Annotated in this window: 16 protein-coding genes; 7 read left to right on the top strand and 9 right to left on the bottom strand. The window is 59.4% G+C overall.

Annotated features, from left to right (window positions below; translation table 11 throughout):
- The first annotated feature begins 93 nt into the window (after positions 1–93).
- From IPM54_05275 to IPM54_05265, 3 genes are all read left to right on the top strand, one after another.
- Positions 94–717, top strand: a complete 624-nt coding sequence (locus IPM54_05275; protein ID MBK9259229.1) for a hypothetical protein — start codon at positions 94–96, stop codon at positions 715–717.
- Positions 718–873: 156 nt separating this feature from the next.
- Positions 874–2,838 (top strand): enoyl-CoA hydratase/isomerase family protein, encoded by a 1,965-nt coding sequence (locus tag IPM54_05270; protein ID MBK9259228.1) that lies wholly within the window; start codon positions 874–876, stop codon positions 2,836–2,838.
- Positions 2,839–2,852: 14 nt separating this feature from the next.
- Positions 2,853–4,136, top strand: coding sequence for a thiolase family protein (locus IPM54_05265; GenBank protein ID MBK9259227.1), 1,284 nt, complete (start codon positions 2,853–2,855; stop codon positions 4,134–4,136).
- 160 nt (positions 4,137–4,296) lie between these two features.
- On the opposite strand, the gene IPM54_05260 is transcribed toward IPM54_05265, so the two are convergent.
- A complete protein-coding gene (locus tag IPM54_05260) occupies positions 4,297–5,115 on the bottom strand; it encodes a hypothetical protein (protein MBK9259226.1) in 819 nt (272 codons plus the stop codon).
- Between the two features lie 23 nt (positions 5,116–5,138).
- Positions 5,139–6,113 (bottom strand): hypothetical protein, encoded by a 975-nt coding sequence (locus IPM54_05255; protein ID MBK9259225.1) that lies wholly within the window; start codon positions 6,111–6,113, stop codon positions 5,139–5,141.
- 175 nt (positions 6,114–6,288) lie between these two features.
- Here IPM54_05255 and IPM54_05250 point away from each other — a divergent pair, with 175 nt between their 5' ends.
- A complete protein-coding gene (locus IPM54_05250) occupies positions 6,289–7,176 on the top strand; it encodes a CAP domain-containing protein (GenBank protein MBK9259224.1) in 888 nt (295 codons plus the stop codon).
- A gap of 6 nt (positions 7,177–7,182) precedes the next feature.
- Here IPM54_05250 and IPM54_05245 read toward each other — a convergent pair whose 3' ends face one another.
- Positions 7,183–9,015: a B12-binding domain-containing radical SAM protein gene (locus tag IPM54_05245; GenBank protein ID MBK9259223.1), complete on the bottom strand. Its 1,833-nt coding sequence runs from the start codon at positions 9,013–9,015 to the stop codon at positions 7,183–7,185.
- 122 nt (positions 9,016–9,137) lie between these two features.
- Between IPM54_05245 and IPM54_05240 the strand changes: the two genes are divergently transcribed.
- Positions 9,138–9,566 carry a zf-TFIIB domain-containing protein gene (locus IPM54_05240; GenBank protein ID MBK9259222.1) on the top strand — a complete coding sequence of 143 codons (429 nt, stop codon included), beginning with the start codon at positions 9,138–9,140 and terminating at the stop codon, positions 9,564–9,566.
- Between the two features lie 119 nt (positions 9,567–9,685).
- On the opposite strand, the gene IPM54_05235 is transcribed toward IPM54_05240, so the two are convergent.
- Positions 9,686–10,765 carry a VWA domain-containing protein gene (locus IPM54_05235; GenBank protein MBK9259221.1) on the bottom strand — a complete coding sequence of 360 codons (1,080 nt, stop codon included), beginning with the start codon at positions 10,763–10,765 and terminating at the stop codon, positions 9,686–9,688.
- Positions 10,766–11,140: 375 nt separating this feature from the next.
- Here IPM54_05235 and IPM54_05230 point away from each other — a divergent pair, with 375 nt between their 5' ends.
- Both IPM54_05230 and IPM54_05225 read left to right on the top strand, forming a co-directional pair.
- Positions 11,141–12,124 carry an ATP-binding cassette domain-containing protein gene (locus IPM54_05230; GenBank protein MBK9259220.1) on the top strand — a complete coding sequence of 328 codons (984 nt, stop codon included), beginning with the start codon at positions 11,141–11,143 and terminating at the stop codon, positions 12,122–12,124.
- 4 nt (positions 12,125–12,128) lie between these two features.
- The gene (locus IPM54_05225) at positions 12,129–12,881 is read left to right on the top strand and encodes an ABC transporter permease (protein ID MBK9259219.1); all 753 of its coding nucleotides are present in this window, start codon (positions 12,129–12,131) and stop codon (positions 12,879–12,881) included.
- Between the two features lie 3 nt (positions 12,882–12,884).
- Here the strand turns inward: IPM54_05225 and IPM54_05220 are convergent, their stop codons facing one another.
- From IPM54_05220 to IPM54_05200, 5 genes are all read right to left on the bottom strand, one after another.
- Positions 12,885–14,042 (bottom strand): 5-(carboxyamino)imidazole ribonucleotide synthase, encoded by a 1,158-nt coding sequence (locus IPM54_05220; GenBank protein ID MBK9259218.1) that lies wholly within the window; start codon positions 14,040–14,042, stop codon positions 12,885–12,887.
- 2 nt (positions 14,043–14,044) lie between these two features.
- Entirely contained in the window at positions 14,045–14,533 is a 489-nt protein-coding gene (purE, locus tag IPM54_05215) for a 5-(carboxyamino)imidazole ribonucleotide mutase (GenBank protein ID MBK9259217.1), read from the bottom strand.
- 134 nt (positions 14,534–14,667) lie between these two features.
- The gene (locus IPM54_05210) at positions 14,668–15,270 is read right to left on the bottom strand and encodes a hypothetical protein (GenBank protein MBK9259216.1); all 603 of its coding nucleotides are present in this window, start codon (positions 15,268–15,270) and stop codon (positions 14,668–14,670) included.
- 336 nt (positions 15,271–15,606) lie between these two features.
- Entirely contained in the window at positions 15,607–16,485 is an 879-nt protein-coding gene (locus tag IPM54_05205) for an alpha/beta hydrolase (protein ID MBK9259215.1), read from the bottom strand.
- Between the two features lie 174 nt (positions 16,486–16,659).
- On the bottom strand, positions 16,660–17,223 hold the full coding sequence (locus IPM54_05200) for a peroxiredoxin (protein MBK9259214.1): 564 nt from the start codon (positions 17,221–17,223) through the stop codon (positions 16,660–16,662).
- Between the last annotated feature and the right edge of the window lie 18 nt (positions 17,224–17,241).

Raw genomic sequence — 17,241 nt, 5'->3', positions numbered from 1 at the left:
CTTTTTTGATGACGGACCGCGTGATCGCTCATCGGGGCCACCTGAGCGCTTGAACGGGGTGCGCGTCGTCGGCTACCCTCACGACCGAGAGCGATGTACACGATCGAGAGCAAAGTAGGCAGGCTCATCGAGGTTCGGTTTTGGGGTCCGATCCTCGGCGAGGAGCCCGGAGCCTGGCGACGTGATCATGAGCGAATGATCGCGGCGATGCTCAACACGTACGTGTTCTTCGTCGACTTGGCGGACGCTCCGGTTTTTCCTCCCGACATGATCGAAGCTTTTTCCGCGACAATGCGCAACGAAACGCGTCTCTTGCGCACGGCGGTCCTCTTGGGATCGAGCCCGACTTTGGGGCTGCAGATGCAGCGGATGGTTCGTGATGCACAACATCCGCACCGGAAAATTTTTCGCGATGCGCGCGAAGCCGAAGCGTTTCTGAGCGATATTTTGACGTTGTCGGAACGCACGCGTCTGCATGAGCTCGCGGCAGATCGCCGTAGCGATTTTTCGGGACCGAGCAGCCAAGTGCCGGCCAGCGTCGGCGTGCCTCCGAGCGTTGCGAGCTCGGGTTTGTCCACGCCGCCTCCGAGTACGACGACGATTCCGCCGAGCGTTCGCAGCCCTGGGCCGAAGAGCGTCCGGTACACTCCATCCGGACCGGGAAGTATTCGATTCGGAGGTGGGCGACCACCATCGGGGAACAACGGCGATACTTGAATTTTTCCCGATTGGCACGCGGCGCCGCATCATTCGATAACAATTGATTCAACTATCTCATTGACCCTTGGCAAAAGGCGTCTCGAGTGATAATTGGCGCGCACCTCGAAGGCTCGGCAAAGCGCCCGCGCCCGGGAGCGTGAAGGAGCTTCACTCATGATCGTTGGCGTGATCGGGTCGGGATCGATCGGACCGGACCTGGCGTATGGTTTCGTCTCTGCCATCGCCAAAGAGGGCGGCCGTGTGTATTTGCACGACATCAAGCAAGAGGCGCTCGATGCCGGCGTAGCGCGCATCCAGGGTTACGTGCAGAAAGCCTTGGCGCGCGGAAAATTGTCCGAATCTGCTGCGCGGGCCGTCAAAGATGCGCTCGTTCCTACGCTCGACATTTCGGACCTCGCCGCGTGCGACTATGTCCTCGAAGCTGCGACCGAGGACCTCGTCATCAAGCGCAAGATCATTGCGACGCTCGAGGGTGTCGTTTCTCCTGATTGTTTGATTGGGTTCGCCACGAGCGGCATTCCTCGGGCCGAAATCGCTCGTGACGCCAAGGTGCCCGCGCGTTGCTTCGTCAACCATCCGTTCTTTCCGGCATGGCGCAGTCTCCCGGTCGAAGTCGTTCTTTCCGGCGACGCGGCGTTGGGTGACCGGATGCTCCGTACGCTCGAAAAGCTTGGAAAAGTCCCCATCATCACGGCCGACGCTCCGTGCTTTGCCGCAGACGACATCTTTTGCAACTACGTCGCGGAAGCCGCTCGCATTGCCGAGGAAAAGGTTGCCACGCCCGCGCAAATCGATGCCATCGTGCACGCGGCCATTGCCGGTGGCGGACCGCTCAATGTCATGGACTTGACGCGAGGCAATCTCTTGACGGTGCATTGTCAGGAGCTCATGCAACACGCTCCGACGGGCAGCGCGTGGTTTGCTCCGCCCGCCATTTTGCGCGAAGTGGGCAATCGCTCGTGGCACGACCCGAAAAACCCCGGCGATGCTCGCTATGATGCGGCGCTCGGCAAAAAAGTCTTGGACCGCATTTTGGCGGTGCTTTTCGCGCGAACGTACTTCGTCGTGGATCAGGGCATTTGCGCGCCGTCGGACCTCGATTGGCTCACCCGCATGGCGCTCGGATTCCGCAAGGGTCTCTTGTCGCTCGCGGAAGAATACGGCATCGACCGCGTGCACGCGGTTTGCGCCGAGTATGCCGCGAATCACCCGGGATTCGTCGTTCCCAAGAGCATTGCGGAGAAAAACCTTCCGGCGTTCCGGAAAAACATCGTCGTATCGCGCGATGGCAACTTGGGCATCGTATCCGTTCGCCGTCCGGAAGTGCGCAATGCATTGAATCGCGACACGCTCGGAGAAATCGCCTCGGCCATGAAAGAACTCGGGGCGGACGAATCGGTCGCCGGGATCATTTTCACGAGCCAGGACGGCGCATTGGCTGGAGCAGACATTGGCGAGCTTGCTTCGCTGAAGACGCCCGCCGATTGCGAAGGAATTTGTCATTTTGGGCATTCGGTGCTCGAAGTGATTGCATCGATGAACAAGCCGGTCGTTGCGGCGCTCAATGGTCCGGTGCTTGGAGGAGGTGCCGAGATTTCGATGGCTTGTCACGCCCGTGTCGTCGGTCCGGACCTGATCGTGGGCCAGCCGGAAGTGAACTTGGGAATCATTCCGGGTTATGGTGGCACGCAGCGTCTTCCGCGATTGATTGGATTGGCCAAAGCGGTGGACCTCTTGCGCACGGGCCGTTCGATGATGGCCAAAGAAGCGCACGCATCTGGCTGGGCCACGACGGTGCCGACGACCGACTTCATGGTCGCGGCGAAAGCTTTGATTCGCAAGCACCTCGCGGGAGAAATCAAGCTCGCGCCCGTCGACCCTGCACCGATTGCAGTGCCGGAAACCCTGCCCGCCGTGGACCTCGGTCACCATTCGCGCGTCATCGACGCAATTCTCGTTTCGGTGCTCCGGCGTGGGCTCGTCTTGCCGCTTCGCGAGGGGCTTGCCATCGAAGCGCAAGGTTTTGGGCGCTGCAAAGAAACCGTCGACCTCGACATTGGCATGAAAAACTTCGTACAAAACGGCCCTCGCGTACCGGCCGCTTTCCTCCACGAATGAGATCGGAGCTTCCCATGGGCAAGGAAAACAGCATCGTCATCCTCGACGGCGGCAAACGCACGCCACGCGCCGACATTCTGGTGGACAACAAGGTTGCCGGGCTTTTCTCGTGTTTTTCCACGACGCAGCTCGGCGGAATGGCCGTCAAAGCGACGCTCGCCAATACGAAACTCGACCCCGCGCTCATTGGCCACGTGGTCATGGGCATGGCGCAACATAGCCATCGCGATTCGATTTACGGCGCTCAGGGCATGCGCTGGCGCGGCGGCCTCGGCAATGACGTCCCGGCGCTCACGGTCGCTCGCATTTGCGGCAGCGGTGCCGAGGCCATCTGCGTTGGCTCGGAAATCATCCTCGCGGGCATGCGCCACGACGAAGACCGGCCCTTCATGGTCGTCGGCGGCGCGGAGAGCATGCAATACCCATTTTCGCTCTACGGCGTCCGCGGGCAAAAGGTGGGCGCTGCAGTGCAAAAGTACGGTCCCATCGATACCAAGACGCTCCCGGCGGGCACGCATCTGCAAGACATGCTGCTCATGAGCCTCTACGATCCGAGCGCCAAGCTCGCGATGGCGAATACGGCCGAAGAGCTCGGTCGGCGTTATGAAATTCGGCGCGAGGAGGCTGATGCCTTCGCGCTTCGATCGCACGTGAATGCCAAGAAAGCGCGCGATGCTGGCCATTTCGACGAAGAAATTGCTCCCGTCACCATCGCGTCGAACGACACGGGCCGAGACGTCGTCGTGAAATACGACACGCACATCATCGAAGAGCCGAGCCTGGCAAAAATGGCGAAACTTCCGCCGGCATTCGAGCCGGAAGGCATCATTACCGCCGGCAATGCCAGTGCCGTCGTCGATGGTGGCGCGGCCATGGTCATTGGCAAGGAATCCGATGCGGAAAAACACAACGCCAAACCCATTGCCCGCATCGCCGGCATGGGCGTTGCCGCCTGCGATCCGCGCATCATGGGCTGGGGTCCCGTACCCGCCGTGCGTAAAGCATTGAAAAAAGCCGGCATCGAAGGCAAGGACGTCGACGTCGTCGAAATCAACGAAGCGTTCGCACCTCAAGCGCTCGCGTGCATGCGCGACTTCGAGAAAATGGGGATCGACCCGGAGCGCGTCAATCCGATGGGCAACGCCATTGCGCTCGGTCATCCGCTCGGCGCGACCGGTGCCATTCTCACGCTCACGTGCGCGTACGCGCTGCGCCGCAACAAGAAGCGTTATGGCATCGTCACCATGTGCATCGGTGGCGGCCAAGGCATTGCGCTGGTACTCGAATCGATGAGTTGAAGCCTGGCCTGGAGTTGGACACTCATCACGTCTTAGACGTGAGGCCGAAGCCCCAATTTTCCGGCGCTCGCGAGGGGCCCCGCTGTTTGAGCCCGCGAAGCGGGCGAGTTCGGGGAACGCGAGTGACGGAAAATTGAGGCTTTGGCCGGGGCTTCAAACCTCAATACTCGTCTTTCCCGCCCGTCAGCAGCGCTTCCAGCTTGTCGGCTTCTTCGGCAACCGCCATCGAAATCGTCACGAACTGCACACGATCGAGCATCTTCAGCGGGTATCGCGCCACGATCGTGTAGTGATCCTTGCGCAAACACAATGCGCCAATATCGAGCGCTCGACTGCGCCGCAGCGCCTCCTCCGGCGTCAGCCTATTCCGCGGACAAACCGGACTCTCGAACGTCACCCACGTCGCACCATTTTCATCGAATCGCGGCTGATGTGCGTGAAACAGCATCCCCTGCGTGCGCAGCACGGGCTTTTGCCAAGCAATCGTAACGCCAAACGCCCCCTCCTGCCGAGCATCCATCCCGTAAAGCTTTTTCGCCCGCCTCGCAAGCTCGTCGAAATTCACCGGCGGCCGATGCGGATCCCGATCCACGTTCGCCGGCTCCTCGTCGTCGTCCTCGGCCCCCGCAGCCACCGCCGCCAAATCCCGCAATTCCCCGAGCATCGCCTCGGCAATCGCAAAGACAGCGGGCAATGCCTCGAACGCTTGCGCCGTATCCACCATGAGCGCTACGGTTTGTCCGTCGAAACGAACGCCGAGCGTCCCCGACATCAACTTGTCGTCCCCATCGCGCGACCATAACGACGGCCCAAGCTCGACGTCCACCACGAGAGCCTGATCGTCCGGGTTTTCCATATCGATCGCGACGCGTTCGACACGAGCCTCCGGGAACAAGTCAATGGCGTTCTCCAGACTCCGCAACGCATGAGCCGGCGAAAACCGAGCATACGGCATTCTAAAACAAAACGGACGCGGCATCTTTCATTTCTCCGATTCGTCGCTCACGCGTTCTCGAGGATCCCTTGCTCGATTGCCGAATTCAGCATGTCGGCCTGCTCGGCCAATGCAATGGCCATTTCCACGAACAACGACCCATCCACCGACCTCAGCGCAAAACTTTGCGACATCACGTACGTGTCTCCATCGAGCGACAGCGGAAAATCCACTTCAGCATTCAGCCCAGCAGCTACGTCGGGCGCCAGATTGGGCATCGGACAAACCGCACATTCGATCGCCACCCAAGACGCTTGATCCCCCTGCCCCATCGCCACCGTCGGAGCAAACGAACGCACGCGCACTTCTTTTTTGGCCGGAGGCTCTTCCCACGTCACGTGAAAAATGAACGAACCCTCGCCATCGAGTTTTGCCCCGCCAAACGTATCGTGCGCCATGACGCGAAGCTCCTCGAATGCCTCGGCAGCGTCCCACGCTTCGCCTTCCTCGCCTTCAGCATCGCCCCCCTCGTCCTCGAATTCGTCGTCGAAATCCCCCTCGTCTTCCTCGTCGTCGAATTCCTCGTCCTCCCCCTCCTCGTCGTCCTCGTACTCGTCTTCTTCCTCAGCGCCGGCATCCTCTTCTTCATCCTCTTCTTCGTCGTCACCACCGGCCACTTCGAAGCGCTGCAACAAATCCTCCACGATCTTCACGACCGCAGGCATCACATACGCATTGCGCTCCAAGTTCACATTGAGCGTCGTCTCGTCACCGTCATCCACCAGCGCGAGCTCCGCTGACCAAAACTCCTCATCCTCGTCCGGCAATTCCGGATCCCCCGGCGCCTGACAAGCCTCGACAAGACTTCGATGCATCGTGATCTCGACGACTGCCGTGGCCGGATCATCCGCCAAAAGCGCATCGAGCTCCACGAAGGTCACGCGCGCGCCGGGCATGCCTGCCAAAGTTTGATCGAGCGTCAAGAGAAATCGCGGGAGCTCTAAACCCGCAAGAGGCAAGGGAAACGTCGATGTATCGCTCATTGCGCGCGAGAGCATACACCATTCGGCACGAACGTACAGTTTTCGAGGGAGCATATTTCGCCCTGTAAAACTACGTGCCCAGCCGAAGACATTGTAATGCAGATCCTATTCACCGACGATCAATTCTCGTTTCTGCGTAGCACCAGGAAATCGTTTTGCCGTAGAATCGCTCATCATGCAGCGACATACCCTTTTTGCTACAGCCGCACTCGCACTTGTGCTCGGCGCCTGCACCGGCGTCATCAGCGATGTCACGGATGGTCCCGAGGAGGAAAACCTCGGCGGTGAAGGTGGCGCACCGGGCAGCTCGTCGAGCACCGGCGGTCAGGCATCGAGCGGCAATGGCGGAATTGGCAACACGACATCGAGCAGCAGCGGCGAAATGTCCAGCGGCGGGCAAATGTCCAGCAGCAGTGGCGACATGTCGTCCAGCTCGTCATCTTCGAGCAGCAGCGCGGCATCGTCTTCGAGCAGCAGTGCCGCGTCATCCAGCAGCAGCTCCTCGTCGTCATCCAGTAGCAGTAGCAGTAGCAGCAGCAGCGGCGGTCCCGTTTGCGGAGACCTTACGTGCGACATGGGTGAAACCTGCACGAATTGCGCGAGCGATTGCGGCAAAGGTTCGGGGCCACAAACCACGGGACTCGATTCCGAAGAACAAGCATTCCTCGCCATCATCAACGACTATCGCGCCCAGAATGGCCGCGGGCCGCTCAAGGCTTGCGCAACGCTCAATCGAGCTGCCCAAGGGCACAGCGAAGACATGCGCGACAAGAATTATTTTTCGCATACCGGCCAGAATGGCTCGACGTTCACCAAACGTTCGTGCGATGCCTGCTACAAACCTGCGTGCCCCGTGCAAACGCCAATGGCCGAAAACATCGCCGCCGGCAACTCCACAGCCTCGGCGACATTCAACCAGTGGAAAAACTCGTCTGGACACAATGCCAACATGCTCGGTGCCAACTATACCGTCATTGGCATTGGTCGAGCCACTGGTGGCGGCACATATGGAGTGTACTGGACAAACGTCTTCGGCGGAGCCGACGACGGAACGTGTGAATGAACTGCTTCACGTAACGACGCGCAGCCGCGTCCTTGGCTGAAACGAGGCGAGGCTGCCGGCTTGCGGCACGCGCATTTCATGGCCCTCCGCCCGAGCATCCGATTCACCCCAATTCGCAAAATCAGCCGCAAGCGCACCGGGCAACATCGGCTGCACCGTTCTTTCGAGCAATTGAAAGTCCGCATGCGCTTCGACATCGAGCGGCATGTTGCGCAAAGGCCCGGCTTCCGCGAGCCACGCTTTGACCTTTTGCACGTTTCGAACCAGCACATAGTGCTGCGGATCCTTTTGCCACGCTTCCGTGAGGAGCTGCTGCATCTTGGCGTATTCCTTCCGCTGACACGCGACGGCCGCCAATAGATTCAAGCACAAACCTGGCAATGGATGCCCGAGATCCAATGCTTTTTGAGCGTGCCCCGTGGCCGCATCCAAATTGTCTTCCCGATAATGCGCGACGGCTGCATCGAGGTGCGCGGCGTGATGCGCCCCAAGCCGCCCGACGATCGCTTCGCATTCCGCCGCCGTTTCTCGATAAGAGTCCCGAAGCCCGCTGTTGTTCCGAAACCATTCGCTCATGAGCTGCGTGTCTTCTTCGGAAGCATCGAACGGCACTTTGAGCTCCTGAAAATCCCCCGTAAAATACGTCTCCGGATCGAGCCATCCAGCAGAAGTCGCTTCGTCGTAATCACGCGTGCCCGGGTATATCGACAAACATGAAAAGATGTATTGGTGAGGTTTTGCTCGGTCGAGAAATGACAACGTCTCTCGAAATGTCTCCGCCGTCTCCCCGCGGTTTCCGAGCATCATGAAGTAACGCACTTTGATTCCGTATTTTTTCGCCAGCTCGGTCGATTCGATGATTTTTTGCACCGTGATCTTCTTGTCCACCTGCTTCAAAATCCGCGGCGAACCGCTCTCGACGCCCAAGGACAACCGCTCGCACCCTGCCAAACGCATTTCACGCAAAAGGTCTTCGCCGAGCACATCCACGCGCGTGTCGCAGCTCCAAAGAAAACGAATGTTCCTTTCACGAATACCTCGACAAAGTTCCAGCACGCGTTTGCGGTTCGTCGTGAAAGTATCGTCCTTGATGAGTAACATCTTGACAGGCAGCCGCGGAACCGTCTTTTCGAGCACATCGAGCACGTAGTTCACGGATTGCCCGCGGAATCCCCTTCCCCAACTGTTTTCAGCTCCGCAAAACGTGCACGCCCAGGGGCATCCGCGCGATGTCATGAAAATATGCGTGTCGTAAAGAAGGTGCGGTGATGCGAGCGTATCGAGGTCCTCGATCGAGGCGCGATCGGGGCCCATTTCGACTCGCCCGTCCACTCGATACGCTGCCCCCGGAAGATTGCGCATGCTCCGACCCACCGCCAAACGATCGATGATTTCGAGGAACGTCAGCTCGCTCTCGCCCACCGTCGCGATATCGATCGCCGGATGATGTTCGAGCATCTCTTTCGCGAGCGGCGTTGCATGAGGTCCTCCAATCACGATGGGTGCATGTGGACGACGCGCTCGAAGGGCTTTTGCCACGAGCGCCACGCCGCGTCGGTTTGCCGTCCAGCAGGACATGGCATAAAGATCCGCATCGAGCGCCGACAAGACATCTTCCACACGCGCCCACGGATACGCGGATAAATTGAGAATTTTGACTTGATGCCCGGCCCGTTTTACCTGAGCGGCGATCGATAAGAGACCATACGGAATTTGATAAAAGTCCGCATCGAGGTCACCTTCGCGGTATTCCGCCGGCGGCCCGTCGCCATTCGTATCGGGCGCCTCGCCTCGTGCAGGGATTTTCCAAGGGGGTGGGTACAGAAGCGCAATACGCATGACGTCGTGCCTCGACGATGAGACCTATCAGACGCGAGGCTTCGATTCAAGCCGTTTGGGCGCAGAACCGCAGATGCTGATTTTTCTTCGCCCTCGCAACCTGGCCGAGTATCATGCCGCGCATGGATTGTCCCCGTTGCAAACTCGCCTTGTCCTCGACCGAGCCTTATCGAGGGGCCGAGACCAAACATCGACGCGCGGAAGCTCTTCGCACGATCAAGCACGCGACCGGCGTGGAAATCGACGAGTGTCCCGGTTGCGGCGGCGTTTTTCTCGACGCCGGAGAGCTCAGGCAAATTCAATCCGCAGCGGCCAAGACCAAGTCGAACGTGACGCCACCATCGCACATTCAGCGAGTATACGACCGCGGGCGGCAGCGGGCCGAACACGGGGATACCCCTCCGACGCTCACGTGTCCGTCGTGCGGAGGGGAAATGGCTGCTCGTGATTGGGGATTCGGCACAGAGGTGACGATCGACACGTGCCTCGAGTGTTTCGGCGTGTGGCTCGATTACACCGAATTGGAGGCACTCGAGGAGGTTTTTCGCTAGAGTGCCGATCTATTTGAATCCAGGCCAAGATTTGCACGCGCGCTACGCGAGGCCTAGTTTACGATGGGGGGGCCGAGGCTCGCCTCCCCAAACCCCCCGATTTGCCTTGTTCCAACGTATCAAGCGGCTTCAGACATCCGGGCCCAGTCTTCCACTTCGTACAAGAATCGCGTTCCGCCGATGAGTTTGCGATTGTACGACGTGCTCTGCACGAAAACGACGTACTTTTCCAGGCTCGCGGGCTTGATCCGCACGGTGGCTCCCGGGGGCAAACCGAGCATTTCGCGCGCCCTTTCGCCGCTGTACAAATCGCCCGTCTTGCGATCCATGAGCACCACTTCCTTGTGGCCCTGGATCGTTTCGGTCTTCATGAATTCGTAGAATCCGCGGCCGGCCTTGAACGTGAGCCCGTTTTCCAAGACAAACTGCTTGATGGGCATGTCGCGATCGACTTCGAGCGCCTGGAAACGGCCCGGCGGAACGGCACGCAAATCGGTGTCGCCATATTCCGTCGACGCTTCGCGCTTCATCATCGTCCCGAACATCTTGTCGAGGCCGCGATTCATGCGTCCTTGCTTCTTCACTTCCTTTTCGTAGTCCTGCAATTTTTCGTCCGACGATTGCTTCAAACAAACGGCAAGGACCATGTCGATCACGTAAGCGAATTGATCGAGGCCGATGTGGAAACCGCCGCTCGTTCGCGCAAGCTCGGCATAAAACGGCGTCGCGTGGCGACGATTGAGGCATTGCACGCCATAGACCGGGATGCCCGCCTTGCCGAGCGATTCGACTTCCGAGCGCCAATCGAGTCGCTTGGGGTTTTGGTTCGGCCCGTGCGGAACGTCGTCGCCAATCAAGACGAATACCTTTTTGTAGTCCTTGGTCCAGGACAGACTCCGCGCCTCGTGCAAAACCAATTCGTAACATTCCGGCGCGTCACCGCCGCCCGTGGGACCGACCTTTTCGACGAAACGCACGATGGCATCACCGTCGTCGGTCAAATCGAGCGCTTTCGTGACGTACGTCGAACCCGCGTCGCAATAATCGCCGTGCGCGATGATTCCAATTCGAATCCCCGGGATTTCCTTCATGAGGCGCTTCACCGTTTCGCCAATCTTGCGCCGAACCTGCGTCAAACAAGGATACATGCTGCCCGTGGTGTCAAAGCTGAAAACGACCTCGATGCGATTGTCGATCATGTCAAGTCCTCCGATTGTATGGGCCGCGTTTGCGTGCAACTCAATGTGCGACCTTTGGACGCGTTCGTCTAGACCCAATTCACGTCGCTATGACAAACAATGTCCGCCCATATGGACGAAACGAACACCTCGAGCCATTGCAGCGAGAATTCAGGCGAATTTGTCGATCATTTATTGGTGGGACAATCAATGTCATACCATCCGACGATTTTGGTGGATCCTGTGAACATCCGCCCGAGACCCCAAAAAGGCGCAAGAGCCGCACGTCTTCATCAAACGAGGGTCGGTCGATGAATGACCGCTTGCGGCGTTCGGGCGCGGCAACTATGAACGTAGCGCCGATGTCTCGGCTCGGCGAAAGCGTGCACAGAAGCGATGAGCTCCAACGACGTCATCGAAGTTCGAGATCTCGTGAGGCGCTTCGGCGATGTCGAAGCCGTGCGTGGCGTGAGCTTTTCCGTCAGCGAAGGAGAAATCTTCGGCTTTCTCGGACCCAACGGCGCAGGCAAGACCACCACGATCAAGATGCTCTGCACGCTCCTCGAGCCCACGAGCGGCTCGGCGACGCTTGGGGGCTTCGACGTGGCAACGCGTCCGGGCGACGTGCGTCGCACGATCGGCGTCATCTTTCAAGACCCGTCGCTCGATGATCGACTCACCGCACGCGAAAACTTGGAGCTGCACGCGGTCGTTTACGGTGTTGCGCGTTCCGAGCGTGCAGCGCGCCTCGATGAAGCGCTCGGTTTCGTCGAGCTCGCCGATCGCGCCGAAGACCTCGTGCGCACCTTCTCCGGCGGCATGAAGCGGCGCCTCGAAATCGCTCGCGGCCTCGTACACCGTCCACGCATCCTGTTCCTGGACGAACCCACGACGGGACTCGATCCGCAGACGCGCAAACGCACCTGGGAAGTGTTGCGATCCCTCCGTGAGCGTCATGGTCTCACGCTGTTTTTGACGACGCATTACATGGACGAAGCCGAGCATTGTGATCGCATTGCGATCATCGATCACGGCCGCATCGTGACCGTGGGTAGCCCGAACGAGCTCAAAAGCAAGGTCGGAAAAGACGTCGTTTTCGTTCGTACGGACGAACCCGAGACGGTCGCCGACGTATTGCAAGAGCGGCACGGTATAACGCCGGATCGCACGGACGATGGTTTGTGTTTTCGAGTGACCAATGGTGAATCTTTCGTGGTGGACCTCGTGCGAGAAGCCCAAGTGCGGCTCACGGGCATTGCCGTGCGGCGTCCGACGCTGGACGACGTATTCTTGGCGCTGACGGGGCGGCAGATTCGGGACGAATCGGGCGACAATGGCGTGGGGCGCGAGGCTATGCGTGCGATGGCGAGAAGGAGGTGATCGGTTGCGCGTCGAAGTGATTTATTATTTGTGCCGGCGCGACGTCATCAAGTTCTTGCGCGATCGGCAAACGCTGGCGGCGAGCATCGTGCGACCGCTTTTATGGATTCTCGCCGTGGGATTCGGGCTGCGTGCATCCTTTGGCGTGGGACCCAAAGGCGTGGATTTCGTGTCGTTCCTCGTGCCGGGCATCTTGGCGATGACGGTGCTTTTTTCGAGCATGTTTGCATCGATATCGATTGTCTGGGATCGTGAATTCGGTTTTTTGAAAGAGCTCCTCGTTTCACCCGTGCCGCGATGGGTGTTCGTGCTCTCGAAGATGATTTCGGCCACCGTGATCGCACTCATCGAAGTGAGCGTGACGCTCATCGTGTCCCCGCTCTTGGGCGCGAAGTTCTCACTGCTCGGTGCGCTTCTGGCCATTCCGCTGCTCGCCATCTTCGGCATGGGCGTTACGGCGCTCGGCGTGGTCGTCGCGTCGCGGATGAAGACGTTCGAGGGGTTCGGGGCGATTGTGAACTTTCTGATTCAGCCGCTCTTTTTCTTTTCAGGAGCGCTCTATCCAGTGGAAGGGCTTCCAGCCGCGCTGGGCGTGGTCGTGCGCCTCAATCCCATGACCTACGCCGTGGATGCGGCGCGATCCTTGTTCGTCGGAGTGCACCATTTCCCGCTCGTGCTGGATATCGGCGTCATTCTATCGACCACGACCATTCTGGGCGTGCTCGCGGTGCGGTCGTTTTCAAAAATGCAGGCGTGACCTTCACGGCCGCGACGAGAGAGCTGCTCGTGCCGCCAATACCCGCGCTTCGGCCTGCTCCACGGTATCTGCCATGGCCACGAGGTGCCCCATTTTCCGGCCCGCGCGCGCTTCCGTCTTGCCGTACAAGTGAATCTTCACTTCCGGAAAACTCGCCGCCGCCGCCCAATTCGGCTCGCCATTCGACCAGAGGTCTCCCATCAAATTCGCCATTGCCACCGGACGCAAGAGCGTCGGGTCCCCGAGGGGCAAACCGCATACCGCCCGAAGCTGCTGCTCGAATTGGCTCGTAACGCATGCGTCGAAACTAAAATGCCCGGAATTGTGCGGTCGAGGTGCGAGTTCGTTCACCACCAAATCACCATTTGGCAAGTGAAACATTTCCACGCCCAAAACGCCCACCACATCGAGCGCCCGCGCGACGCCGCACGCAAGCTCGCGCGCTCGCGCCCGCGTTTCTGCACTTACGCGCGCAGGCACGAGCGACACATCCAGGACATGTTTTTCGTGTCGATTTTCCGCAACTTCGAAAGGCACTACGTCGCCCGATTGCGAACGCGCCACGACGACCGACAATTCGCATGAAAATGGAACGAATGCTTCGAGCACCCCGAGCTGTCGTCCCATCTGCGTAAACGCGCTTTCAGCGAAAGACGGTTCATCAATGCGTACTTGACCTTTCCCGTCGTACCCGAATTCTGCCGTTTTTAGAATGGCCGGTGTTCCCAGCATCTTCAACGCATTCCGCAGATCATCTGGAGAACGCACTGGAGCAAACCCCGCCACGGGAAAACCATATTGTTTCAAAAATTCCTTTTCGCGCAGGCGATGACGACACGTATCGAGCACCTTTGGCGAAGGAAAAACTGGACGCAATTCCGCAACGGCAGCCAATGTTTCAGCCGGTACGTTTTCGAACTCGAACGTGACGACATCCACCGCGGCGGCAAATTTTCGGGCGGTTTCGATATCTTCATACGGCGCGACCCATTCCACGTCTGCCACTTGTCCAGCCGGACCATCTTGCACTGGATCGAGCGCGTGGACGCGATATCCCATGCGCCGGGCGGCAATGGCGAACATTCGCCCGAGCTGTCCTCCGCCGAGGATTCCAATCGTCCCGCCGGGCAAAGTGGGGGAGTTTGTCGCAAAAGACCCCACGGTCAAACCTCGCTCTCGAGCGCTGCGCGCGTTTGTTCCGCGCGAAACTGGGCAAGCCGCTCGCGCAAGGCGGGATCGTGGAGAGCGAGGATTTGAGCTGCAAGGAGGGCTGCGTTTTTCGCGCCTGCATCACCGATTGCAAGCGTACCGACGGGGATGCCTCCCGGCATTTGCACAATGGAAAGGAGTGAATCGACGCCGTGCAGCGCATGCGACAAGATGGGCACGCCGAGCACTGGAACGAGGGTTTTGGCGGCGATCATGCCGGGCAAGTGCGCGGATCCTCCAGCTCCGGCGATGATGACGCGAAGACCTCGTCCTTCCGCTTCTTCTGCATAACGAAACATCAGGTCGGGCATGCGATGCGCGCTGACCACGCGTTTTTCGTACGGAACGTCGAGTTTGTCGAGCATTTCCGCCGCGTGACGCAAAGTCGGCGCGTCGCTTTTGCTGCCCATGATGATGCCAACGAGGGGAGGCCTGTGCGTCATGCTCGTCTCTCTACTCGGTTTTTCGGCGTTCGTCACCGAGTTCCAGCAGACGAGCATCACGAGAAAGGAAAGCGGTCAAGCAAGCCGGGCCCGCGCCCAAGAGAGGGCGCGGGCCTTTCTGGCTCAGCTCTTTTTCACCACCAGGCGCCGGCACAGGCCGGAGGATTGTAATTCAACCGGAACGGCCAGCCATCGATGTAGACCACGAGCTTGTCGATGTCGAGCTCCTCGGCGACGCCGCCGTAGCAAGCGTCTGCGGCGAGAGGGACGAGATCGATACTGGTTTCGTACCAACCATCGCGCATGCGGAACGCAAGCTCGTCATACGTCGGGATGGCGTCGAAGTAGACGGTGTCAATGCGGCCCTGCGGCGGCACGACAACGCCCCCTGGCAGCGGCAGAATGGGCGGCAATGCAGGAGGCAGGAAGCCCACGCCGCAATCGTCTACGAAGCCCACGGGCGGGAGCAACGGCAGTGCCGGGTACAGGCATTCCGCGGCGCCCCAAAGATCCGCCGACACGATGATTTTGTCACGCAACGCTCTGGGAGCGTGGATCGCGAGGCGCAAGTCGCCCGTAAAGTCGTCAACGCAAGCCAGGATTTCGCGAACTCGGACCGCGCCACTGAATCCTGCGCGTCCCCACCAGCAATCGTCACCGGCTGAAGCTTGCCCCGAACCCAAGAGAATCGAAGAAGCGACGAATGCAGCGGACAAGAAACCGTACTTGCTCTTCATGAAATATCCCCCTTTGGAAGCATCCCGCCTCACGCGCTAACCATTGAGTGCGTGAGACGCCGGTGATGATTATTCAGCGCGCTTCTCACCGGCGCAGCGCGCGCCACCAAGCAATGCAAGGCATCGGCCGCCTGGTTCGATCGCCCCGAACAATGGCGTCGTGCGCTCCGTAGTCGCTGGCAGCAGTCTGGGCGGGGCAGAGATCCAGGTTGAGCCGCGGACGCTTTTGACCGTGCAACGGACACGCATTGCGTGTGGGAACGTGAGCATCCGAGGCAATGCTCTATGCTCCCGGCACAACGAGACTGCACGCGGACAAACCAATATCGCTACAAATCAATCCAGAGCGGTCTTTTTCATCCAGGTCCCAAGATCGTCGATGGCCGCTTGGCATTCTGGAAAGTACCCTGCGAGAAGGTAACAATTGTGAACCATTCCGGGAATTTCGTGGAAAGTCAGCGGCAAGCCAGCCTCTTTCGCGCGCTGACCGAAAGCTCGCACCTGATCGAGGAGCATCTCGGCGGTGCCGATGTCGATGCGAATCGGAGGCAAATCGCGCAAATCAGCAGAAATGGGTGACACGAGAGGCGCGCTGGGGTCCCCGGTCCCGACGTAATGTTCGAGCCACCCATCGAAATCAGCGGGCGTGGCCCAATCATACGGCTCGTGTTCGAGCATGCTGCCCTTTCGATTCGATAGATCCACCCAAGGTGACAGAGCAGCAATGCCTGCGGGTAAATCGATTTTCTCGTCGCGCAATGCCAATGCAAGCACGATCGACAGGTTTCCGCCAGCCGAATCGCCGCAGACGATCAAGTCGCTCGGATGAATGCCATCTGCGAGCAGCGCTCGATAGACGGCGCGACAGTCGTCGAGCTGAGCCGGGAACCGATGTTCGGGCGCTAGACGATAATTGGGTGCGTAAATGCGTGCATCGGCGGCCATCGCGAGCCGCATGATCATTTCCCCATGCGTGCGACTCGACCCGGCAACGAAGCCGCCGCCATGGATGTACATCACGACGCGTTTCGGAGTTTTTCCTTTTGGGACGAACCATTCTCCATCCACGCCGCCGATTTTGGCTTCGGTGCGCGTGACTTTCGATTGCATTCGCTTGGCTTCTTGGTCGCCCGCGATTTCTTGAAGTCTTCGCTGCTCTTCGATGGGGAGCTTACCAACGGCGTCGGCACGCAATTTCAGCAAACGCGTGGTCATTTCGTAGGAAAAGCTCCAGCCGGGGAACATGGGGCCGCGCTTGAAGCGAGAACGAATCGTCGTTGAAAAGGCGCGAAAGGCGAGGGACGCGAGCGAAGGCATCATCGAGGGCGCACGGTAGGGGACGAGCGCCAGTTGGACAAGAGGCTTCCAGTCGTTCCGGCGTGCGTTGCCTCAACTCTTCGCCGCCGCCAAGATCGCGGCCGCGTGCTCCTTCGGATTCACCTCGAGCCACACTTGCTTGATCTTCCCATCCTTGCCAATCAAAAAGGATTGTCGCGACGCAAAGGTGAGGCGCGTTGGAACTCGAAATGCCTTGGCCACCGAGCCATCCGTGTCGACGACGAGCGGAAACGGCAAATTGTATTTGTCAATGAATGCCTTGTGACTCTCGGCATCTTGCATCGATACGCCATACACCTCGAGCCCCGCGGCCGTGATGTCCGCCCACCCATCACGCAATCCCTGCGCTTCGACCGTGCACCCAGGCGTGTCGTCCTTCGGATAAAAATACACGAGCACCTGTTTGCCCACGAGATTGGAAAGACGAACCTCTTTGCCATCGTGCAACTTCAGCGTGACATCGGGCGCCGCATCGCCAACTGCCAGCGGTTTCGCTTCCGCGTCCGCCGCAGGCGCGCTTGCCTTGGTGTCCGATGGCGCAGGCGCTGCATTGTTGTTGCATGCAGGAAAAACCAGGAAAGAGCAGACGAACAACGTGACGAAACGTGATGACATCCTCATGCGCCGAGGATG

This window comes from Polyangiaceae bacterium (assembly GCA_016715885.1).
GTDB lineage: Bacteria > Myxococcota_A > Polyangia > Polyangiales > Polyangiaceae > Polyangium.
This window is presented reverse-complemented; position numbering and strand designations above follow the sequence as displayed.